The 20913-nt window shown below is 64.0% G+C and carries 19 protein-coding genes; 9 read left to right on the top strand and 10 right to left on the bottom strand.

What is annotated here, in order from left to right; genetic code table 11:
• Positions 1-97: 97 nt before the first annotated feature.
• From BUE39_RS24185 to BUE39_RS24170, 4 genes are all read left to right on the top strand, one after another.
• Positions 98-3100 carry a ribonucleoside-diphosphate reductase subunit alpha gene (locus BUE39_RS24185; RefSeq protein WP_073431251.1) on the top strand — a complete coding sequence of 1001 codons (3003 nt, stop codon included), beginning with the start codon at positions 98-100 and terminating at the stop codon, positions 3098-3100.
• A 717-nt stretch (positions 3101-3817) separates the two neighbouring features.
• Positions 3818-5050 carry a ribonucleotide-diphosphate reductase subunit beta gene (locus BUE39_RS24180; protein ID WP_073431250.1) on the top strand — a complete coding sequence of 411 codons (1233 nt, stop codon included), beginning with the start codon at positions 3818-3820 and terminating at the stop codon, positions 5048-5050.
• Positions 5051-5137: 87 nt separating this feature from the next.
• The gene (locus tag BUE39_RS24175) at positions 5138-5464 is read left to right on the top strand and encodes a hypothetical protein (protein ID WP_073431249.1); all 327 of its coding nucleotides are present in this window, start codon (positions 5138-5140) and stop codon (positions 5462-5464) included.
• A gap of 30 nt (positions 5465-5494) precedes the next feature.
• Positions 5495-6121, top strand: coding sequence for a histone H1-like DNA-binding protein (locus BUE39_RS24170; RefSeq protein WP_073431248.1), 627 nt, complete (start codon positions 5495-5497; stop codon positions 6119-6121).
• Positions 6122-6397: 276 nt separating this feature from the next.
• Here BUE39_RS24170 and BUE39_RS24165 read toward each other — a convergent pair whose 3' ends face one another.
• The 10 genes from BUE39_RS24165 to BUE39_RS24120 form a co-directional block, all read right to left on the bottom strand.
• Positions 6398-6874, bottom strand: coding sequence for an outer membrane lipoprotein (locus BUE39_RS24165; RefSeq protein WP_073431247.1), 477 nt, complete (start codon positions 6872-6874; stop codon positions 6398-6400).
• Between the two features lie 25 nt (positions 6875-6899).
• Positions 6900-7838 carry a carbohydrate kinase family protein gene (locus BUE39_RS24160; RefSeq protein ID WP_073431246.1) on the bottom strand — a complete coding sequence of 313 codons (939 nt, stop codon included), beginning with the start codon at positions 7836-7838 and terminating at the stop codon, positions 6900-6902.
• 96 nt (positions 7839-7934) lie between these two features.
• The gene (gene tpx / locus BUE39_RS24155; protein ID WP_073431245.1) at positions 7935-8435 is read right to left on the bottom strand and encodes a thiol peroxidase; all 501 of its coding nucleotides are present in this window, start codon (positions 8433-8435) and stop codon (positions 7935-7937) included.
• Positions 8436-8508: 73 nt separating this feature from the next.
• Positions 8509-9774 carry a zinc-ribbon and DUF3426 domain-containing protein gene (locus BUE39_RS24150; protein WP_073431244.1) on the bottom strand — a complete coding sequence of 422 codons (1266 nt, stop codon included), beginning with the start codon at positions 9772-9774 and terminating at the stop codon, positions 8509-8511.
• A gap of 49 nt (positions 9775-9823) precedes the next feature.
• Entirely contained in the window at positions 9824-10726 is a 903-nt protein-coding gene (prmA, locus tag BUE39_RS24145; protein WP_073431243.1) for a 50S ribosomal protein L11 methyltransferase, read from the bottom strand.
• A gap of 3 nt (positions 10727-10729) precedes the next feature.
• On the bottom strand, positions 10730-12097 hold the full coding sequence (accC, locus tag BUE39_RS24140) for an acetyl-CoA carboxylase biotin carboxylase subunit (RefSeq protein ID WP_020071265.1): 1368 nt from the start codon (positions 12095-12097) through the stop codon (positions 10730-10732).
• 117 nt (positions 12098-12214) lie between these two features.
• Positions 12215-12676, bottom strand: a complete 462-nt coding sequence (accB, locus tag BUE39_RS24135) for an acetyl-CoA carboxylase biotin carboxyl carrier protein (protein ID WP_073431242.1) — start codon at positions 12674-12676, stop codon at positions 12215-12217.
• Positions 12677-12746: 70 nt separating this feature from the next.
• Positions 12747-13202: a type II 3-dehydroquinate dehydratase gene (gene aroQ, locus BUE39_RS24130; RefSeq protein WP_073431241.1), complete on the bottom strand. Its 456-nt coding sequence runs from the start codon at positions 13200-13202 to the stop codon at positions 12747-12749.
• A 194-nt stretch (positions 13203-13396) separates the two neighbouring features.
• Complete coding sequence (locus BUE39_RS24125; protein WP_073431240.1) at positions 13397-13948, bottom strand: TlpA family protein disulfide reductase; 552 nt, start codon at positions 13946-13948, stop codon at positions 13397-13399.
• 17 nt (positions 13949-13965) lie between these two features.
• Positions 13966-14610 carry a UDP-N-acetylmuramate--alanine ligase gene (locus BUE39_RS24120; protein ID WP_073431239.1) on the bottom strand — a complete coding sequence of 215 codons (645 nt, stop codon included), beginning with the start codon at positions 14608-14610 and terminating at the stop codon, positions 13966-13968.
• Between the two features lie 194 nt (positions 14611-14804).
• On the opposite strand from BUE39_RS24120, the gene mpl reads away from it, so the two are divergent.
• From mpl to mtgA, 5 genes are all read left to right on the top strand, one after another.
• On the top strand, positions 14805-16199 hold the full coding sequence (mpl, locus tag BUE39_RS24115; protein WP_073431238.1) for a UDP-N-acetylmuramate:L-alanyl-gamma-D-glutamyl-meso-diaminopimelate ligase: 1395 nt from the start codon (positions 14805-14807) through the stop codon (positions 16197-16199).
• Positions 16196-16798 carry a YqiA/YcfP family alpha/beta fold hydrolase gene (locus BUE39_RS24110; RefSeq protein ID WP_073431237.1) on the top strand — a complete coding sequence of 201 codons (603 nt, stop codon included), beginning with the start codon at positions 16196-16198 and terminating at the stop codon, positions 16796-16798. The genes mpl and BUE39_RS24110 overlap by 4 nt, the downstream gene beginning before the upstream one ends.
• Positions 16799-16981: 183 nt before the next feature.
• Complete coding sequence (locus tag BUE39_RS24105) at positions 16982-19096, top strand: ribonuclease catalytic domain-containing protein (protein WP_073431236.1); 2115 nt, start codon at positions 16982-16984, stop codon at positions 19094-19096.
• Positions 19093-19956, top strand: a complete 864-nt coding sequence (aroE, locus tag BUE39_RS24100; RefSeq protein ID WP_073431235.1) for a shikimate dehydrogenase — start codon at positions 19093-19095, stop codon at positions 19954-19956. Before BUE39_RS24105 ends, aroE begins: the two co-directional genes overlap by 4 nt.
• Before the next feature lie 49 nt (positions 19957-20005).
• A complete protein-coding gene (gene mtgA, locus BUE39_RS24095) occupies positions 20006-20728 on the top strand; it encodes a monofunctional biosynthetic peptidoglycan transglycosylase (protein WP_073431234.1) in 723 nt (240 codons plus the stop codon).
• The last annotated feature ends 185 nt before the right edge of the window (positions 20729-20913 follow it).

Raw genomic sequence — 20913 nt, 5'->3', positions numbered from 1 at the left:
TTTTTCCTGCACCCCATCGCTTGCGCACGCGGCGGCGCAGCGTTCGTTTTAATCCGCGGCATTCGCCGCAACATTTCCAGGACCAGGAGCTTTGCACATGCAAACCACCGACAACGTGACGACCCGGTACGAGGGTTCACCGACTGGCCAGGCGTTCGGCCAGGCACAAGGCGCCCAAGGGCTCGCGCCGCAAGCGACCTACGCCGACTACAAGGTGATCCGCCGCAATGGCAGCGTGGTGTCGTTCGAGCCGTCGAAAATCGCCATCGCCGTGACGAAGGCATTTCTGGCTGTCAACGGTGGTCAAGGCGCCGCGTCGGCGCGTGTGCGCGAACTGGTCGAGCAGCTCACGCAGAACGTCGTGCGCGCCTTGCTGCGCAGCCGCCCGAACGGCGGCACCTTCCATATCGAAGACATCCAGGATCAGGTCGAACTCGCGCTGATGCGCGGCGGCGAACACAACGTCGCGCGTGCTTATGTGCTGTATCGCGAGAAGCGCACCCAGGCGCGCGGTCATGACGAACAGGTGGCCGGCGGCGCGCCGGGTCTGAACGTCACCGATAACGGCGTGACGCATCCGCTCGACATGGCTGCGCTGCGCGGCATCATCGAATCGGCTTGCGCGAATCTGGGCGACGCCGTGAGCGCCGAGCCGATCGTCGCGGAGACGGTCAAGAATCTGTACGACGGCGTGCCGATGAGCCAGGTTTACGACTCGGCGATCCTGGCGGCGCGCACGATGATCGAAAAAGATCCGGCTTACAGCCAGGTCACCGCTCGCATCCTGCTGCACACCATCCGCCGCGAGATCCTCGAGGAAGAAGTCACGCAAGCCGAAATGGGCGAGCGCTACGCCGAGTACTTCCCGCAGTTCATCAAGCGCGGCGTGCAAGCCGAGTTGCTCGACGACAAGCTGCTGCAGTTCGATCTGAAGCGCCTCGGCGCCGCGCTCGACAACAACCGCGACCTGCAATTCGGCTACCTCGGTCTGCAGACGCTGTACGACCGCTACTTCCTTCATCACGACGGCGTGCGGATCGAAATGCCCCAGGCATTCTTTATGCGTGTCGCGATGGGTCTGTCGCTGAACGAGATCGACCGCGAAGCGCGCGCGATCGAGTTTTACAACGTGCTGTCGAGCTTCGACTTCATGTCGTCCACGCCGACCTTGTTCAACTCGGGCACCCGCCGCTCGCAACTGTCGTCGTGCTATCTCACCACGGTGGACGACGACCTCGACGGCATCTACGAAGCGCTGAAGGAAAACGCGCTGCTCTCGAAGTTCGCCGGCGGCCTCGGCAACGACTGGACGCGCGTGCGTGCGCTCGGCTCGCACATCAAGGGCACCAACGGCAAGTCGCAAGGCGTGGTTCCCTTCCTGAAGGTGGTCAACGACACGGCGGTGGCCGTGAACCAGGGCGGCAAGCGCAAGGGCGCGGTGTGCGCGTACCTGGAAACGTGGCACCTGGACATCGAGGAATTCCTCGAACTGCGCAAGAACACCGGCGACGACCGCCGCCGCACCCACGACATGAACACGGCGAACTGGATTCCCGACCTGTTCATGAAGCGCGTGATGGAAGGCGGCGACTGGACGCTGTTCTCGCCGTCCACCTGCCCGGACCTGCACGACAAGTTCGGCGCCGAATTCGAAACGGCTTACACGGCTTACGAAGACAAGGTCGCACGCGGCGAGATCAAGCTGTTCAAGAAGCTGCCGGCGGCGCAACTGTGGCGCAAGATGCTGGGCATGCTGTTCGAGACCGGCCACCCGTGGATCACGTTCAAGGATCCGTGCAATGTGCGCTCGCCGCAACAGCACGTCGGCGTGGTCCACTCGTCGAACCTGTGCACGGAAATCACGCTCAACACCAGCGACGCCGAAATCGCCGTCTGCAATCTGGGCTCGGTGAACCTCGTCGCTCACCTGAAGGAGCAGGCCGACGGCACGCTCGCGCTCGACCACGACAAGCTCAAGCGCACCGTCAGCGTGGCGATGCGCATGCTCGACAACGTGATCGACATCAATTACTACGCGGTCGCCAAGGCGCGTAACTCGAACCTGAAGCACCGTCCGGTCGGCCTCGGCATCATGGGCTTCCAGGACTGCCTGCACCTGCTGCGCACGCCGTACGCGTCGGACGAGGCGGTCAAGTTCGCCGACACGTCGATGGAAGCGGTCTGCTACTACGCTTACTACGCGTCGACCGAACTGGCGCAGGAGCGCGGCCGTTACTCCAGCTACCGCGGCTCGCTGTGGGATCGCGGCATCCTCCCGCAAGACTCGCTCAAGCTGCTGGCCGAAGCGCGCGGCGGCTACGTCGAAGTCGATTCGAGCGAGTCGATGGACTGGACCGAACTGCGCCAGCGCATCGCCACCTACGGCATGCGCAATTCGAACTGCGTCGCGATCGCCCCGACGGCGACGATCTCGAACATCATCGGCGTGTCGGCTTGCATCGAGCCGACTTTCCAGAACCTGTACGTGAAGTCGAATCTGTCAGGCGAATTCACGGTGGTCAACGACTACCTGGTGCGCGACCTGAAGGCACGCGGCCTGTGGGACGAAGTGATGGTCGCCGATCTGAAGTATTTCGACGGCACGCTCTCGCGCATCGACCGTATCCCGGCCGACCTGCGCGCGATCTACGCGACCGCGTTCGAGCTCGATCCGGTGTGGCTGGTCGAAGCGGCCTCGCGTCGTCAGAAGTGGATCGACCAGGCGCAGTCGCTGAACATCTACATGGGTGGCGCGTCGGGTAAGAAGCTCGACGAGATCTACAAGCTCGCCTGGGTGCGCGGTCTCAAGACCACCTACTACCTCCGCACGATGGCGGCGACGCACGTCGAGAAATCGACGGTGGCGCACGGCGCGCTGAACGCGGTGTCCTCGGGTGGCGGTGAAGGCACGGGCGGTATCGGCGGCGGCGCGGCGGGTGGCTTCGGCGTGAGCGGCGGCGTTGCTGGCGGCGGCATCCAGGCAGCGGCCGCGCCCGCAGTGCCGGCCGTCGCGGTTGAAGCCGCGCCGGAAGCGGATGGTCCGGTGTGCATGATGCGTCCGGGCGACCCCGGCTTCGACGAGTGCGAGGCTTGCCAGTAACAACCCGGCAAGCACGAAGCGGATAGCAGGATCGTTGTTTGCTGACGGGTGTAGGTAATGGCCCGCATGCAGACCCGCACGCAGACCCGCACGCAGACCCGCATGCAGACCCGCATGCAGACCCGCATGCAGCGAGCAGCGAACCTGGTGGAAGTGACGCAGAAGCGAATGAGATGAGCGGCGCGGTGGTTGAGATCGAAGCCGCGTCGTTCATCGAAAGCAGCGAAGCACGGCAAGCGACTGAGGCCGTGAAGCGGTAGATCGGCAGTCGGCAGTCGGCGACACCAACGAAGCGCGCGGCACAGTGCGCTCGGCAAACGCTTCGATCGATGAGGCCAAGGCAACGCAGCCGGCCAGATGCATCGCTCGACCTTGCATTGAACTTCACCTCGCCGCCACTGACGAAATGGCAAACGCGGGTAAATGCAGAAGCCGCGAGCGAGGCAGCAGTCGGCAACGCAACATGCTCCACGCACACTCCGCGATACAGATAGACAGAGCAGCGAAACGAGGCTTCGATACGTTGCTCCTCGAGCTCGCGAAGCACCTCGACGACACACGTTCAACACGCTTCACATGAGGCGACGCACACACAGTGTCGAACAAAGTGTTGTATGAACGTAGCAACGCGAATCGAAAACAGGATTTTTCATCGGCGAAGGCTTTTATCGCTCGTGAAAAGATGGTACAAACCGTTCTAAATTGATGGTGACATTTATGCTCAACTGGGATGACGAGATCACTGCCGTAACTCCCTCGAGCGCTACGCAACAGAACGTGTTGCGCAACGCTGCGGGATCGGCTGTCGGTTCGCAAGTCGGAACGCGTTCCGCTCCTCACGCTCCCTCGGCTCAAGACATCTTCGCGAACGACATCGCTGTCGCTCCCGTTGCTTCCGCTCCTCGCGCTGCCGGAACGGCTGCCGCTTCCGAAGCGCGGGTCAATGTCGCCGACAAGCGCATCATCAACGGCCAGACCGACGTCAATCAGTTGGTGCCGTTCAAATACAAGTGGGCCTGGGAAAAGTATCTGGCTGGTTGCGCCAACCACTGGATGCCGCAAGAAGTGAACATGTCGCGCGACATCGCCCTCTGGAAAGACCCGAACGGGCTGACCGAAGACGAGCGCCGCATCGTCAAGCGCAACCTGGGCTTCTTCGTGACGGCGGACTCCCTCGCCGCCAACAACATCGTGCTGGGCACCTACCGCCACATCACGGCGCCCGAATGCCGCCAGTTCCTGCTGCGCCAGGCGTTCGAAGAAGCGATCCATACGCACGCTTACCAGTACATCGTCGAATCGCTGGGCCTCGACGAGGGCGAAATCTTCAACGCATATCACGAGGTTGCCTCGATCCGCGCGAAAGACGAATTCCTGATTCCGTTCATCCACACGCTGACCGACCCGGCCTTCAAGACCGGCACGCTCGAAGCGGACCAGACGCTGCTGCGCTCGCTGATCGTGTTCGCCTGTGTGATGGAAGGACTGTTCTTCTACGTCGGCTTTACGCAAATCCTGGCGCTCGGCCGCCAGAACAAGATGACCGGCGCGGCGGAACAGTACCAATACATCCTGCGCGACGAGTCGATGCACTGCAACTTCGGCATCGACCTGATCAACCAGATCAAACTCGAAAACCCGCAACTCTGGACGGCTGCGTTCCGCGCGGAAATCCGCGAGATCTTCCAGCAAGCGGTCGAACTTGAATATCGTTACGCGGAAGACACGATGCCGCGCGGGGTGCTCGGCCTCAATGCGTCGATGTTCAAGAGCTATCTGCGCTTCATCTGCAACCGTCGTTGCCAGCAGATCGGTCTCGATCCGCTGTATCCGAACGAGGAAAACCCGTTCCCGTGGATGAGCGAGATGATCGACCTGAAGAAGGAACGCAACTTCTTCGAGACGCGAGTGATCGAATATCAAACAGGCGGCGCGCTGACCTGGGAGTGATCCGGGTTCGAGCCGCAGATGTATTCATCGATGGGGATGCCGTTGGCTCAAGGCCGCGGCACTTATGTTTAGGAGCTTAATCGCCTGATGCAAAGCGTGCCCAGTGCGCCGCGTGCCTTCGCGGCCCACGAACATGACCGGCACTTTGCGAACCCTTCAGTGGGATGGGCAAACTTCCCCCCGGAAAAAGCCGTTGGCGTGATCGCCGGCGGCTCGATCAAGCAATTGCCGGCGCTGGAATCCAGTGCCGACCAGATTTGGCGCGCGGTGCCCAAGGGCACGGCGCGCCTTACCGCATTCATTAGCGTAAGCGCGCAGCACCTGCGTACGCCGATGAATAGCCCGCTTCGTAGCGCGCGCCTTGAGAAGCGTCCGCGGGAAGCGGGTTTTGACGAAGGGTGTAGTTTGAACTGACTCTCATCTGAAAACCTGAAGGAGAAAATGATGGCAACTGCAAAAAAAGCCGCAGCTAAGAAGCCCGCAGCGAAGAAGGTTGCGGCAAAGAAAGCTGCTCCGGCTAAGAAGGCCGCACCGGCAAAGAAAGTAGCGGCGAAGAAAGTCGCTGTGAAGAAGGTTGCAGCGAAGAAGGCACCGGCTAAGAAGGTTGCAGCGAAGAAAGCTGCTCCGGCCAAGAAGGTTGCCGCCAAGAAAGCCGCTGTGAAGAAGGTTGCAGCGAAGAAGGCGCCGGCCAAGAAGGCAGCGCCGGCGAAGAAGGCCGCTGTGAAGAAGGTTGCAGCAAAGAAGGTTGCGGCAAAGAAGGCGCCGGCGAAGAAGGCTGCGGCAAAGAAGGCCGCACCGGCTAAGAAGGCTGCTGCCAAGAAGGCTGCGCCCGCCAAGAAGGCTGCTGCCAAGAAGGCCGCGCCTGCTAAAAAGGCTGCGCCTGCCAAGAAGGCTGCCGCGAAGAAGGCCGCTGCTCCTGCCAAGAAGGCTGCGCCTGCGAAGAAGGCTGTCGCCAAGAAGGCTGCGCCTGCACCCGCTGCGACTACTGTCTCGAGCGCACCGGCGGCGACGGTGAAGACCGCGCTGAACCCGGCAGCGGCATGGCCGTTCCCGACGGGCAGCCGTCCGTAAGCGGTAGAAGCAGAAGCACTTCGACACGTCGCATGATGTGTCCGATGATCGAGTAGCGCTTAACGCAGTGTGATCGAGCGCTACTCGGTCAGGGTCCCGTTGCCGGGTTTCCGGCGACGGGATTTTTTTTGCGCCGCGTGCGAGCAATGCCAGGATTCGCTCGCGGATCTCATGTCGCATGCAATCGACAGGCGAAAAAAAACGCATGCACAGGGGAGGGCATGCGTGTGAGGTCGCCGCGGTGGCGCGTAAAGCGCTGCCGCGCGAGAGGGGAAACTAGTGCGTGACGCGCGTGACGCCGCCGCTGGAGAGGAGTCGCACGCGGTCGCCGGCGCGGAAGATTTCGCCGGTGGCGCTTTGCGTGATCGCGCGCATGTCGCCGTTGTCGAGCCGCACGGTGATCTCGAGACCGTCGCGCACGGCAACGCCGTTCTCGACCGAATTGCCCGCCACCGCACCGGCCAGCCCGCCGATGATGCCCGTCACGATCGAGCCGCGGCCGCCGCCGAGCGCGCTGCCGGCCACTGCGCCCAAGGCACCGCCGCCGATCGCGCCCAAGCCGCTCGGCTGGCCGTTGTTCGAGCTGATCTTCACCGCGCGGACGCTGTCGACCGTACCCATGCGAACCGTTTCCTCACGCTGCGCTTGCGACGCGGTGTAGACGTCGGCGGAACTGCTGTTGTATGCGCACCCCGACATGGCCAGTGAACCGGCGATCAAGGCGACCACCACCAGGCGACTCATTGTTTTCATTCCCTAACTCCAATAGCTCTCGGTATTACCGCAGGCCGTATCCGAACGCCTGCTCGAACCGTTCGTTGATCTCCGCCCGAGTGGGCGCGTAGTTTTGCGGGCCCTGGTGTTCGATCTTCAGCGCGCCCATCAGGCTGGCGAGACGGCCGGTGGTAGCCCAGCCAAGCTTGTTCTCGATGCCGTACAGCAACCCGCCGCGGAATGCGTCTCCGCACCCTGTGGGATCGAGCACTTGCCGTGCCTTGACCGCCGGAATATCTTCGACGCCGCCAGCGTGATGAATCTGCGCACCGTGTTCGCCGAGCGTGACGATCAGCGCCTCGACCTTGCCGGCCATTTCTTCGATCGACCAGCCCGTCTTGTTGCTCACCAGTTTGGCTTCGTAATCGTTGACAGCTACATAAGTAGCAAGTTCAATCATGCGCCGCAGCGACGGGCCGTCGAACAGCGGCAAACCTTGGCCCGGATCGAAGATGAAGGGCACGCCGGCCGCGGCCAGATGCTCCGAGTGCTGGACCATGCCGTCGTAGCCATCGGGCGCGACGATGGCGAGCGTGATGCCCGGCGCTTCGTCGGCGCGATTCAGATGCGACTGCATCATCGCGCCGGGATGGAACGCGGTGATCTGATTGTTTTCCAGGTCGGTGGTGATCATCGCCTGCGCCGAATAGGTGTCGGGCACCATCAGCACGTGTTCCGTCGACAGGCCGAGTTGCGTGAAACGGTCCATGTAGAGTTGCCCATCCACCGAGCCGAGCGTGCCCATGATGCGCGCGTCGCCGCCCAGCAGATTCAGCGAGTAGGCGATGTTGCCCGCGCAGCCGCCGAACTCGCGGCGCATCGTCGGCACGAGAAAACTCACGTTCAGGATGTGGACCTGCTCCGGCAGGATGTGCTCCCGGAAACGGCCCTCGAAGGTCATGATGTTGTCGTAGGCGAGCGAGCCGCAAATCAGCGTAGCCAAGGCGAGCGTTCCTGTAAAAATCAACGAAGAGAAAGGCGCGACGATGTGACAGCGCCGCGCATCAAGCGCGGCGCCGGAGTGCGTGCGCGAAGGTTTTTACTTCAGCGCGGCGAGTGCTGCATCGTAGTTCGGTTCGTTCTTGATCTCGCCGACCAGTTCGGCGTGCACGACCTTGTCGTTCTCGTCGATCACCACCACGGCGCGCGCCGTCAGACCCGCGAGCGGCCCGCTCGTCACGTCGACGCCGTAGGCTTGCGCGAACTCATGGCCGCGGAACGTGGAGGCCGTGACGACGTTCTCGATGCCTTCCGTCGTGCAGAAGCGCGATGCGGCGAACGGCAGGTCGCCCGACACCACGATCACCGCCGTGTTGCTCAGCTTGGCGGCCGCTTCGTTGAACTTGCGGGTGGAGGTGGCGCAGGTCGGCGTGTCGAGGCTCGGCACGATGTTCAGCACCTTGCGCTTGCCGGCGAAATCGGCGAGCGACACCGGCTTCAGATCCTTGCCGACCAGCGAGAAGGCGGGGGCGTTCTGGCCCACCGACGGAAAGGTGCCGGCCACTTCGATCGGGTTGCCGCCCAGCGTAACTTGACTCATGTTGTCGTGCTCCGAAAAGTCGTCAGGAATGACGGTGAAGGCGCCCGGTCGAAGCCGGGCGCGCGAGGATGCGTTACGGATAAAAAATCTGTACGCGGAAATTGGAAGCGACCGCATTGCCCGTGTCGAGGCGCACGATCATGGTTTGCGTGGTGTGCGCGGGCAGACCGGCCGCGATCGGCGTGCCGGGCGCGACGTAGTCTTGCGGCCACAGTACGCGGCGCATGGCCACGTTGTTCTGATCGTCGAGCAGCGTGAGTTCGATGGCCGGGTAGGCCAACGCGACATTGAAGCGGTTGCGCAGCGGCATCTTCAGTTCGAGCTTATGCGGACCGTCGATTTGCCGCAGATCGGACGGCTCGACCTGCAAGCCGTCGATGTCGTGCGGCGGCGTCACCTGGCAGCGGAGTTGCGCGCAGGCCTTCACGTAGAGCGCTTGCGAGCTCGGGAAATAGACCTGCACGGTTTCGCGCTGCCACCAGGCGAGTTGCGCGAGGAGCGCGACGATCAACAGCACCGCCAGCACCGACCCGACGATGATCCAGCCGACACGGCGCGGTTCGGCGGGACGCGTTTCACGCACCACGGGGAACGGATCGACACCATCGTTCACCGGATGGACGGAGAACGGTTCGCCGCTGGCCGCAGCGGCGGGTCCCCTCGGCGCTGTACCGGCCGTGCCGAAGCCGCTCGCCGGTCCGGGGTCGACGGCACCGAAGCCGGCCGCGCCGGCACCGCTCGCGCCGAAACGCGGCTCGTTGTCGGGGATGCCGCGAAAGAAAGCCGGCTCTCCGGCAAGCGGTTCTTCGACGGGAGGTTCAGGCGCGCGCTCGGTCTTGTGCCAGACGCGCGGCGCATCTGCCGCCGGCGGCTCGGCCGGGTAGGCGAAGGGGTCGAGTGGCGCGTCGGCGAGGATAGGTTCGTCGTCGGCGGCCGTCGGCGCCGTGAAAGCGCCGGCCGGAAATTCCGGTTCATCCGTGACGTGATGATGCGGCGCGGCCGCGCCGGCGAGAGCCGCCATGCGCGGCACGTTGCCCCCGTCATACGGCAGGCCGTTGTTGACCTTGGCGTCCAGAAAGGGCGCGTGAGGGTCCCAGTTGCTCGCGCGGAAATCGAGCCGCTCGGGGCGCACGCCGGAGAGCGCCTCGATCGCCGCGGCGGCGGCGACCGGCTTGGCAGAGGAAAAGTCTCCGCCTTCGGTGATGTCGAACAGACTGCTGGACGCGTCGAAGACTTCATTGCAATTGCCGCAACGCACGAGGCCGCGACGCAGCGCGAGCTGCGCCGGTTGCAGGCGGAAAACGGTTTCGCAGAAGGGACAGCGCGTTGCCAGGAGCATATTGGGCCGATAAGCCGGGGAGGCCGTTGGTTGGACAATACCCCTTATTCTAAAGGCTTTCGCGGCGCGTTCCCGTTAGGCATACCCAGCCTTCGTGCTCGCGCCATACGCCGATGTCGATCCATCGCGCGTAGACCTGCGCCACTTCGTCCGCTTGCCGCGCGAGGATGCCCGACAGCGCGATCCGGCCACCCGGCTTCACCTTCGACGAGAGCATCGAGGCCATCAGCTTGAGCGGATTCGACAGGATATTGGCGACCACGATATCGAACTCGCCGGTGGGACATTCGTCAGGCAGGCCGTAGGTGACGTCCGCGCGGTTGCGTTCGCTGTTGTGACGGGCCGACTCGACCGCTTGCGGATCGATGTCGATGCCGTACACCGGATCGGCGCCGCACTTCTTCGCGAGAATCGCGAGGATGCCCGAGCCGCAGCCGTAGTCGAGCACGGACTGCCCCGGCTCGACCGACTGCTCCAGCCACTCCATGCACAGACGCGTGGTGGGATGGCTGCCCGTGCCGAACGCGAGGCCCGGATCGAGTTCCAGCACGAGTGCTTCGGGGTCCGGCGCGTCGTGCCACGACGGCACGACCCAGATACGTTGGCCGATCGGAATCGGATCGAATTGCGACTGCGTGAGCCGCACCCAATCCTGTTCCTCGACCTCGCGCACGGTGAACGCCGGCGCCGGGGACAAACCCAACTGGTTCGCCGCGGCGGTGAGCAGCACCGCCGGCTCGTGTTCCGGCGCGAGCAGCGCGATCACGCGCGAACGCTGCCATGCCGAGCGATCCGGCGTGAGGCCGGGTTCGCCGAACAGTGGCTGTTCGTCGGGCGTGTCGGCGTCCGCGTCCTCGACCGATACGGACAGCGCGCCCAACTCGAGCAGCGCGTCGGAGAACTCCTCCGCGTGCTCGCGTGCCAGCTCGGCGATCAGTTCCCGGTAGCTCATGGCTTATGCTTCTTCCGGCGCGGCTTGCAGCTTCGCGGCCAGGCGGTTTTCGAGGTAATGGATGCTGGTGCCGCCCTCGACGAACTTCGCATCCAGCATCAACTCGCGGTGCAGGGGGATGTTGGTCTGAATGCCTTCCACCACCATTTCCGACAACGCGATGCGCATCCGCTTGATCGCCTGCTCGCGCGTCGCGCCGTAAGCGATCAGCTTGCCGATCATCGAATCATAGTTCGGCGGCACGAAATAGCCGTTGTAGGCATGCGAATCGACGCGGATGCCGGGACCGCCCGGCATGTGCCACGACGTCAAACGTCCCGGCGACGGAATGAACTTGAACGGATCTTCCGCGTTGATCCGGCATTCGATCGCGTGACCCTTGAACACGATGTCGCGCTGACGGAACGCGAGTTTTTCGCCGGCCGCGATACGGATCTGTTCCTGCACGATGTCCACGCCGGTGATCAGTTCGGTCACCGGATGCTCGACCTGCACCCGCGTGTTCATTTCGATGAAGTAGAACTCGCCGTTTTCGTACAGGAACTCGAACGTACCCGCGCCAAGATAGCCCATCTTCTTGCAGGCGTCCGCGCAACGATCGCCGATGCGGTCGATCAGGCGCCGTGCGATGCCCGGCGCCGGCGCTTCCTCGATCACCTTCTGGTGACGGCGCTGCATCGAGCAATCGCGCTCGCCCAGCCATACGGCGTTCTTGAACGAATCCGACAGCACCTGGATTTCGATGTGCCGCGGGTTCTCCAGGAATTTCTCCATGTAGACCTGCGGGTTGCCGAACGCACGGCCGGCTTCCTCGCGCGTCATGTTGACCGCGTTGACGAGCGCCGCTTCCGTATGGACCACGCGCATGCCGCGGCCGCCGCCGCCGCCGGCGGCCTTGATGATGACCGGATAGCCGACCTGGCGGGCAATTTTCACGATCTCTTTCGGATCTTCCGGCAACGCGCCTTCAGAACCCGGCACGCAGGGCACGCCGGTTTTGATCATGGTTTGCTTCGCCGTGACCTTGTCGCCCATCATGCGGATGGTTTCCGGGCGCGGGCCGATGAAGGTGAAACCGGACTGCTCGACACGCTCGGCAAAGTCGGCGTTCTCCGACAGGAAGCCGTAGCCGGGGTGAATCGCTTCGGCGTCGGTGACTTCGGCGGCGCTGATCAGCGCAGGCATGTTCAGGTAGCTGAGATTCGAAGGCGCCGGGCCGATACAGACCGCCTCGTCGGCGAGCTTCACGTACTTGGCTTCCTTGTCGGCTTCCGAATAGACGACGACCGTCTTGACGCCGAGTTCGCGACAGGCGCGCTGGATACGAAGCGCGATCTCGCCACGGTTGGCAATGAGGATTTTTTCAAACATAGCGGGTTTTCGACTCATCAATGGGCGCCCGGTCGTTCACGACACAGGCTGCCTCAGAGGATCGGTCGCGCGCCTCGAACAGCGGGCGCGCGGGCGGCGAGCGCAGTGCGTGCCGCGTCAGCCGACCACGAACAGCGGTTGGCCGTATTCGACCGCCTGGCCGTTTTCGACGAGGATTTCCTTGACCACGCCGGACGCGTCCGACTCGATTTCGTTGAGCAGCTTCATCGCTTCGATGATGCAGATCGTCTGGCCTTCCTTGACCGTGTCGCCCACCTGGACGAACGGATCGGCGCCCGGCGACGGCGCGCGGTAGAACGTGCCGACCATCGGCGAGGTCACCACGTGGCCTTGCGGCGCGGCCGCTGCGGGAATGGCCGGAGCCGCCGCGGCGGGCGCTTCGCCGGCGGGCGGCGCGGGCTGCGCGTATTGCGGTGCGTACGAGGCGGACGGCTGCACGTAAACCGGCGGCGCATTCTTGACGATGCGCACCTTGCCTTCGCCCTCGGTCACTTCGAGTTCGGAGATACCGGACTCCGAGACGAGGTCGATCAGAGTTTTTAGTTTACGTAGATCCATCAGGAGCCCCTTTTAATACGTGAAGTGCCGGGCGCGTGTGCGGCCGGCGCAAATTAGATGTGTTTGGAAATCAGCCGCGCGATGAACCGGCGGCGAGCCGGTCGAGCGCGAATTCGAGCCCGTATAGATATCCCTTCCAGCCGAGGCCGCAAATCACGCCCTCAGCCTGGTCGGAGAAATACGAGTGATGCCGGAACGGTTCTCGGCGATGCACGTTCGACAGGTGAATCTCGACGAACGGGATGCCGACCCCCGCCAGTGCGTCCCGAATGGCCACGCTCGTGTGCGTGTACGCGGCGGGATTGATCAGGATGAAATCGGTGTGTTCAGTCCGGGCGGATTGGATGCGGTCGACCAGCGCGCCTTCGTGATTGCTCTGGAACGAGGCCAGTTCGACGCCGGCGTCCGCTGCGCGGTCCGCCAGCGCCTGATCGATCTGCGGCAAGGTCACGCGACCATAGACCTCGGGTTCCCGGGTGCCGAGAAGGTTGAGGTTCGGTCCGTGCAGTACCAGCAGTCGCGTCATGGTCGCTTCTTTTTCCGTGGAATTGGGCGCACTTTAGCGCTGATTAGAGAAACTTGTCTAGTTTCGCCGATATACGCCCCGGTCCCCAAGCGGCCGTATCATCGCGCGAACCTGCCAACTTCCGCCAAAAATGCGGGATTTTCGGCGAAACGAATGCCTTCAGCGATTATCCGAGTGTTAAAGGAATGTAAGTTTTAGAGGGCGTCAAGCGTCTGTTTCAGCGCCTGCGGGTCGATTTGTCCTAATTTTGACGACCGCACGTTGCCCTGCGCGTCGATGACGACGGTGAAGGGCAGGCCTCCCGCCGTGTTGCCGAACGCGCGGGCGAGATCGGCGCCGCCGAACCCCGTCACATAGACGGGGTAGGCGACCTGGACCTTCTGCAAGAACGCCTGGACGTTCTTCTCCGAATCCACGCCAAGTCCGACGAAGCGGATCCCTTTCTTCGCATATTCGCGCTGAAGCTGCGAAAGAGCCGGCATTTCCTCGACGCAGGGTCCGCACCAGGAAGCCCAGAAGTTGACGACGATCGGCTGCCCTTTGAACAAGGCCAGCGATTGCGGCTTGCCCGTCGCGTCGGTCACGGCCGCGCTCCATAACTGAGTGACCGCGCTCTCGTCGGGTTTCGACTGCGCAGATTGCGAAAGTTGGGCATCGTTGCCGTTCAGCCAATGATTGGCGAGCACACCGCCTCCGGCCGCCACGATAGCGACTAGCGCGCCGGCCACGATACGTCTTATGTTCATGTTGCGTCTGTCTTGGGTCAGGAAGGGATGTCGCTGCTCTGGAGCAGTGTCTGGACCGCTTGCAGATTGGCGCGGGCGGTGCGGCCACGCGCGTCGGCGCGCACGGCGCCGCGCAGATCGTCGGTTTCGTACAAGGCGACGCGGATGCCGACCGGCTCCGCGTCGCGCCCTTCATCGGATGGGCGCCACATGAAGCTCAATGTTTCGACGTAGCCGCGTCCGGCGAAATGCCGCGTTTCCGAGACGTCGTACTGAATATTGGCGTTTAGAAAGTAGATCGCGACTTCCTTCGGGTTGTCGCAGAACACCTGAAGGTGGATATCCGAGTGTTCGCCGGCCGTGCCGCCGAGCACGGCGCCAGTCAGGTAGGGGTTGAACGGCGCTAGCCGCTCCATCCAGTCCACCGCGATATGGCGCAGCCGCCTCAGCAGGGCCGGCTGGCTGTCGCCCTGGAAGAGCGCCTGGTATTCGCGGATTTCTTCCTCGATCTGGTCGTTATCCGGCAGCCATTCGCCGGCAACACGGCTCTCTCCGACTACCTGGCGCGCCGCCTTACGCTTGGCCGTGGCGTAGTCGAGACCGTCTTCGGCGATCAGCCGGGCAGCCGCGATGGCGATTTCCTCGCGCACGCGCTGCGGATCGAAGTGTGATTTGCGGGCCATCTCTGGATCATACTAGAGATTGATGACAGGCCTTTCCGGCTAGCCGCCGCCGGCCTTTCGACGGCCGGCGCGGGCGCGCGCCCGTGGGGCGGAGGGAAGCGGTCGGTTACAATAGCGTCCTTTGCGGACGGTCGTTCCGGCCGCTTCGCTGCATCCCATCCCTCGCAAAAACGCCCGCGCGGCACGACAGGCTTATGCACATCCACATCCTCGGCATCTGCGGCACGTTCATGGGCGGTCTCGCGGTTCTCGCGCGCGGCGCGGGTCACACCGTGACGGGCTGCGACGCCGGCGTCTATCCGCCCATGAGCACGCAGCTCGAGGCGCAAGGCATTCGGCTGATCGAAGGTTACGACGCGGACCAATTGAACGGCCTGAACGCCGATCTGTTCGTGATCGGCAATGTGGTCTCGCGCGGCAACCCGCTGATGGAAGCGATCCTCGACCGCGGCCTGCCGTATGTGTCCGGTCCGCGGTGGCTCGGCGAGCACGTGCTGAACGGCAAGTGGGTGCTGGCGGTGGCCGGCACGCATGGCAAGACCACCACCAGCTCGATGCTGACCTGGCTGCTCGAAGACGCGGGCCTCAATCCCGGTTTCCTGATCGGCGGCGTGCCGCTGAACTTCGGCGTGTCGGCGCGCTTGACCGATTCGAGCTTCTTCGTGATCGAAGCCGACGAGTACGACACCGCGTTCTTCGACAAACGCTCGAAGTTTGTTCACTACCGGCCGAAAACCGCGATCCTGAACAACCTCGAATTCGATCATGCCGACATCTTCCCGGATCTGGCGGCGATCGAAACGCAGTTCCACCACCTGATCCGCACGGTGCCGGGCATCGGCCGCGTCGTGACGAACGGTCGCGAGGACGCGCTCGAACGGGTGCTGACCCGCGGTTGCTGGAGCGAGGTGGAGCGTTTCGGCGTGCAGGGCGGCTGGGAAACCCTGCCTGCGGAAGACGGCGTGCCCGTCGACGAGCGTTTCGCCGTGTATCACAACGGCGAGCGCGTCGGCGTGGTCGAGTGGCAGGTGCAGGGCGAGCACAACCGCATGAACGCGCTGGCCGCGATCGCCGCCGCGCGCCATGTCGGCGTGCCGCCGGCGCAAGCCGCGAAATCGCTGGCGAGTTTTCGGAATGTGAAGCGCCGCATGGAAGTGCGCGGCAGCGTCGACGGCGTGACCGTCTACGACGACTTCGCGCATCACCCCACCGCGATCGACACCACGGTGGCCGGTCTGCGCGCCCGCGTCGGCCGCGACAACACGCGGATTCTCGCGGTGCTGGAGCCGCGCTCGAACACCATGAAGCTCGGCGTGATGAAAGCGCAGTTGCCGGCCAGTCTTGCCGACGCCGACCTCGTATTCGGCTACGGCGCGCCGTCCGGTCGCGACGCGCTCGGCTGGAACCTCGGCGAAGCGCTCGCGCCGCTCGGCGGCAAGGCGCAGGCCTTCGACAATCTCGACGCGCTGGTGAAAGCGGTGGTCCACGCGGCGCGCCCCGGCGACCAGATTCTGGTGATGAGCAACGGCGGCTTCGGCGGCGTGCATCAGAAGCTGCTCGACGCACTTTCAGCGCGAGGCGCTTCGTGATCCTTTATCTGCACGGTTTCCGCTCGTCGCCCAATTCGTTCAAGGCGCGCGTGCTGGCGGCGCGCCTCGTCGAACTGGGCCGCGGCGACGAATGGTGCTGCCCCATGCTGCCGGTCTCGCCGCTCGAGACGGTCGCGCTCGCCGAATCGCTGGTGGCTGCCGCGAAACCCGACCATGTGACGCTGATCGGCAGTTCGCTCGGCGGCTATTTCGCCACGTATCTCGCGGAGAAGCACGGCTGGCCCGCCGTCTTGCTGAACCCCGCGGTCGTGCCGCAGCGCGATCTGAGCGCCTATCTCGGCGAGCAGCCGTTGTGGCACGGCGGCGGCAGCATCGTTGTCGAGCCGCATCATCTGGATGAGTTGCGCGCGCTCGGCGTGGCGTCGATCACACGGCCCGAACGCTATTATTTGCTGGCCGCCACCGGCGACGAGGTACTCGATTACCGCGAAATGCTCGCGCACTATCCCGGCGCACGCACTACGCTGATCGAAGGAAGCGACCACGCGATCAGCGAGTTTGCGCAATATGTCGACGACGTGCTGGCCTTTTGCGACGCCGAAGACGTCGAGCCGCCGGCGCCGCGCGAAGCGGCCTGAAGTCACGCAAATCCGGCGATCCGGCGATCCGGCCGCCGAATATCGGATTCAACCCGCCGGCGCGCGCGTATCGCGCCGCGGATCCACTACCACGAACACGTTGCCGCGCCGCGCACGCAGTCGACCGATCGCTGAAATCAGATCGGATGCGCCGGCAGATGCAAGTCAGAACGAGAGTATTGAGTGAACGTTTTCTTCGAGGAATCGGGCAGTTTCAAGGCGGGCAGCGTGCTGTCGCGCCAGGGCGATGCGTTTCAGGTCGAGTTGCCGGGCGGCCGGCGCGCCAAGGTGCGCGCGAAAGACGTGTTGATCGAATTCGACAAGCCGAGCGCGGCCGAACTGATGCAGCAGGCCGACGCCGCCGCGCAGGACATCGATCTGGATTTCCTGTGGGAATGCGCGCCTGACGACGAATTCCCGTTCGCCGCGCTCGGCGCGGAGTATTTCGGCGAAAGCTTCGGCCCGATCGAGCGCGCGGCGCTGGTGCTGCGCATGCACGGCGCGCCCGTGTACTTCCGCCGCAAGGGCCGCGGCATGTATCAGCGCGCGCCCGAGGAGCAACTGAAAATGGCGCTCGCCGGCCTCGAGCGCAAGCGTCAGCAGGCGCTCGTGCAGGCGGGCTACGAGGAAGAGCTGAAGGCCGGCCGTCTGCCCGAAGCGTTCACCGGCAGCAAGGCGCTCGCATTGCTTACGCGGCCCGACAAGAACACGATCGAATACAAGGCGCTCGAGGGCGCCGCGGCGGCGCGCGGTATTTCGCAGGCGCGCCTGATGCTCGAATGCGGCGGCATTGCGTCGGCGCGCGCGCTGCATGAGGCCAGGTTTCTGTCGGAGTTTTTCCCGCACGGCACCGGTTTCCCGCCGGTCCAGGTCGGCGCGTTGCCGGAGGATTTGCCGGAAGCCGACGTCGAGGCGTTCTCGATCGACGACATCACCACCACGGAAATCGACGACGCATTCTCCGTCGAGCATCTGGCGGACGGCCGCGTGCGGATCGGCGTGCACATCGCCGCGCCGGCGCTCGGCATTCAGCGCGGCGACGAGGTCGACGCGATCGCGCGCACGCGTTTGTCCACCGTCTACATGCCGGGCGACAAGATCACGATGCTGCCCGATAGCGTCGTCGAAGCGTTTACGCTCGCCGAAGGCGGCTTGCGGCCGGCGCTTTCGCTGTATGTGATCGTCAATCGCGAGACGCAGGAAATCGTCGCGAGCGAAACGCGCGCCGAGCGCGTGTTCGTGAAGAACAACCTGCGTCACAACACGCTCGACGAACTCGTCACCGAAGAGGCGCTTGCCGCCGGCACCGGCGACTATCCGCACAAGGAAGACATCGCCGTGCTGTGGCCGTTCGCGCAGGCGCTGTTCGAGAAACGACAGGCCGCGCGCGCCGGTTACGGCCTGCGCCGCGAAGTGCAGCGCAATACCGACTTCAATTTCTACGTGGAAGGCGAGCACATCACGATCACGCCGCGCCGGCGCGGTTCGCCGCTCGACACGATCGTCGCGGAACTGGCGATTCTCGCCAACTCGTCATGGGGCGCGTTTTTGCACGATCACGGCGTGCCCGGCATCTATCGCACGCAGCGCGCATTCGGCGCGCCGACCGGCCCCAAGCGCACCCGCATGCAGACCTCGGCCGCGCCGCACGAGGGCCTCGGCGTCACGCAATACGCGTGGAGCACCTCGCCGCTGCGCCGCTACGTCGACCTGGTGAATCAGTGGCAACTGATCGCCTGCGTGCAGCATGGCGTGACCGCGAAGCTGGCCGCGCCGTTCAAGCCGAAAGACGCCGATCTGTTCGCGGTCGTGCAAGGTTTCGACGACACCTATACCGCGTACGCCGATCACCAGCGCCGCATGGAGTACTTCTGGTGCCTGCGCTGGCTGAAGCAGGAGAACAGGAAGCAGGTAGTGGCGTCGGTGGTGAAGGGCGATCTGGTGCGCCTCGAGGAAATTCCGCTGCTGCTGCACGTGCCGGGCCTCGGCGTGCACGCACGTGGCACGCGCTTGCTGATGGAAGTGATGTCGCTCGACGAACTGACCGTCGAAGCGTCCGTGCGTCTGCTGCATGTGCTCGACGCGCCGACCGTGACGAGCGGTGGCGAGGTCGAGGAAGCGGATGACGGCGAGGACGAAATCATCGACGCCGCCGATGCAAGCGCCGAAGGCGAAGCCGAGGCGCAAGCCGAAGCCAACCTCGACGGCGACGCGGCCACACAGAGCGACGCCGGGAACGGCGATGGCGCAAGCGACGCGTCAGCCGACCAGCAGCACGTGACGGAGCCGGGACGATGAACGCCAACCCGTCGCGCGACCGTTATGCGGTGATCGGCAATCCGGTCGCTCACAGCAAATCGCCGTTCATTCATGGCCGGTTTGCCGCGCAGACCGGCGAGCCGATCGAATACAGCCATTTGCTCGCGCCGGTGGATGCCTTCGTGCCGCATGTGCGCGCGTTTATCGACGCAGGCGGACGCGGCCTGAACGTGACCGTGCCGTTCAAGCTCGACGCGCACGCGTTCGCCGATGTGTTGTCGCCGCGGGCGGCGGCGGCGGGCGCGGTGAACACCTTGCGCGTCGATTCGAGTGGTATTTACGGCGACAACACGGACGGTTTTGGACTGGTGCGCGACATCGAGGTGAATCTCGGCGTGCCGTTGAAGGGCGCGCGCATCCTGTTGCTGGGCGCGGGCGGCGCCGCGCGCGGCGTGGTGCTGCCGATGCTGGAGCGCGCGCCGCACACGCTGACCATCGTCAATCGCACGGCGGAGAAGGCCGAGGCGCTCGTCGATCAGTTCGCGCAAGCCGCGCGCGACGCCGCGTGCCGTTTGAGCGGCGGCAGCGCTCGGGCGATCGAAGCCGGCGCGTATGACGTGATCGTCAACGCGACGGCGGGCAGTCTGGAGGCGTCGTTGCCCGAGTGCGACGACCGCGCGTTCGGCAGCGGCACGCTCGCCTACGACATGATGTACGGCGCGCATCCGACGGTGTTCATCGAACACGCGCGCAAACTTGGCGCTCGCGGCGCCGACGGTCTCGGCATGCTGGTCGAGCAGGCTGCCGAATCGTTTTACGTATGGCGCGGCGTGCGGCCCGACGGCGCGCCGGTGCTGGCCGAATTGCGTGCGCTGTTGACGGCGCCGTCGCACGCATAGAGCGGCGCTTCATCTCGCGGCATTCACCGACTCCAGGACTGAGACCCCGATGACAGCAACGCGGCGCGCGAGCCGGCCAGGTCCGGTGCGATGGATGTTTTATCTGGGCGCCGTGCTGGCGATTGCGTGGTTCGTGACGCAGGCGTTTTACTTCGCGCAGATCGCGGTGTGGAATTACGTGAATCCGCGCTCGACGGCTTTCATGCGTTCGGACGCGTGGCGGTTGTCGCGGGAACGGCCGGATCTTTCGATGCAGCATACGTGGGTGCCGTATGACCAGATTTCGCGCAATCTGAAGCGCGCGATCATCGCTTCGGAAGACGCGAATTTCGCCAGCAACAACGGCTATGAAACGGACGCCATCTTGCAGGCTTGGGAGCGGAATAAGGCCAAGGGCAAGATCGTTCGCGGCGGGTCGACTATCACGCAGCAATTGGCGCGGAATCTGTTTTTGTCTCGGGAGAAGAGTTATATCCGCAAGGGACAGGAGTTGATCATTACGTGGATGCTCGAGAGCCTGATGGACAAGGAGCGCATCTTTGAGATCTATCTCAACTCCGTTGAATGGGGGAATCGGGTTTATGGGGCTGAGGCGGCGGCACGCTATTACTACAAGACGTCCGCTAGCAAGTTGAGCGCGGGGCAGTCGGCGCGGTTGGCGGTGATGCTGCCGCAGCCCAGGTATTTTGATGAGCATCGCGGGTCAGGGTATTTGGCGCAACGCGCGCGGGTCATTGCTCGGAGGATGGGGGCGGCGGAATTGCCCGATTGAGGTTTTTTTTGCCTAGTCGGCGGGTTTGGTTTTGGTTTTGGTTTTGGGGTTGGTTTGTTGGCCTTTGCTTGATTTGTTAGTGGTCTATTGGCGTTGCCCCTGTGCGGGGCGGCACCTACTTTCTTTGCCGCCGCAAAGAAAGTAGGCAAAGAAAGCGGCTCACACCGCCAGCTTTGAAGCGGGTC

The organism is Paraburkholderia terricola (assembly GCF_900142195.1).
In the GTDB taxonomy this organism is placed as follows: domain Bacteria; phylum Pseudomonadota; class Gammaproteobacteria; order Burkholderiales; family Burkholderiaceae; genus Paraburkholderia; species Paraburkholderia terricola.
This window is presented reverse-complemented; position numbering and strand designations above follow the sequence as displayed.

What these genes read in the sequence shown, in the direction of transcription:
- tpx (WP_073431245.1), bottom strand. Translation starts at nt 8,435, where the DNA reads ATGAGTCAAGTTACGCTGGGCGGCAACCCGATCGAAGTGGCCGGCACC.
- aroE (WP_073431235.1), top strand. Translation starts at nt 19,093, where the DNA reads ATGAACGCCAACCCGTCGCGCGACCGTTATGCGGTGATCGGCAATCCG.
- accC (WP_020071265.1), bottom strand. Translation starts at nt 12,097, where the DNA reads ATGTTTGAAAAAATCCTCATTGCCAACCGTGGCGAGATCGCGCTTCGT.
- mpl (WP_073431238.1), top strand. Translation starts at nt 14,805, where the DNA reads ATGCACATCCACATCCTCGGCATCTGCGGCACGTTCATGGGCGGTCTC.
- mtgA (WP_073431234.1), top strand. Translation starts at nt 20,006, where the DNA reads ATGACAGCAACGCGGCGCGCGAGCCGGCCAGGTCCGGTGCGATGGATG.
- BUE39_RS24170 (WP_073431248.1), top strand. Translation starts at nt 5,495, where the DNA reads ATGGCAACTGCAAAAAAAGCCGCAGCTAAGAAGCCCGCAGCGAAGAAG.
- BUE39_RS24180 (WP_073431250.1), top strand. Translation starts at nt 3,818, where the DNA reads ATGCTCAACTGGGATGACGAGATCACTGCCGTAACTCCCTCGAGCGCT.
- prmA (WP_073431243.1), bottom strand. Translation starts at nt 10,726, where the DNA reads ATGAGCTACCGGGAACTGATCGCCGAGCTGGCACGCGAGCACGCGGAG.
- BUE39_RS24165 (WP_073431247.1), bottom strand. Translation starts at nt 6,874, where the DNA reads ATGAAAACAATGAGTCGCCTGGTGGTGGTCGCCTTGATCGCCGGTTCA.
- accB (WP_073431242.1), bottom strand. Translation starts at nt 12,676, where the DNA reads ATGGATCTACGTAAACTAAAAACTCTGATCGACCTCGTCTCGGAGTCC.
- BUE39_RS24150 (WP_073431244.1), bottom strand. Translation starts at nt 9,774, where the DNA reads ATGCTCCTGGCAACGCGCTGTCCCTTCTGCGAAACCGTTTTCCGCCTG.
- BUE39_RS24175 (WP_073431249.1), top strand. Translation starts at nt 5,138, where the DNA reads ATGCAAAGCGTGCCCAGTGCGCCGCGTGCCTTCGCGGCCCACGAACAT.
- BUE39_RS24125 (WP_073431240.1), bottom strand. Translation starts at nt 13,948, where the DNA reads ATGAACATAAGACGTATCGTGGCCGGCGCGCTAGTCGCTATCGTGGCG.
- aroQ (WP_073431241.1), bottom strand. Translation starts at nt 13,202, where the DNA reads ATGACGCGACTGCTGGTACTGCACGGACCGAACCTCAACCTTCTCGGC.
- BUE39_RS24120 (WP_073431239.1), bottom strand. Translation starts at nt 14,610, where the DNA reads ATGGCCCGCAAATCACACTTCGATCCGCAGCGCGTGCGCGAGGAAATC.
- BUE39_RS24185 (WP_073431251.1), top strand. Translation starts at nt 98, where the DNA reads ATGCAAACCACCGACAACGTGACGACCCGGTACGAGGGTTCACCGACT.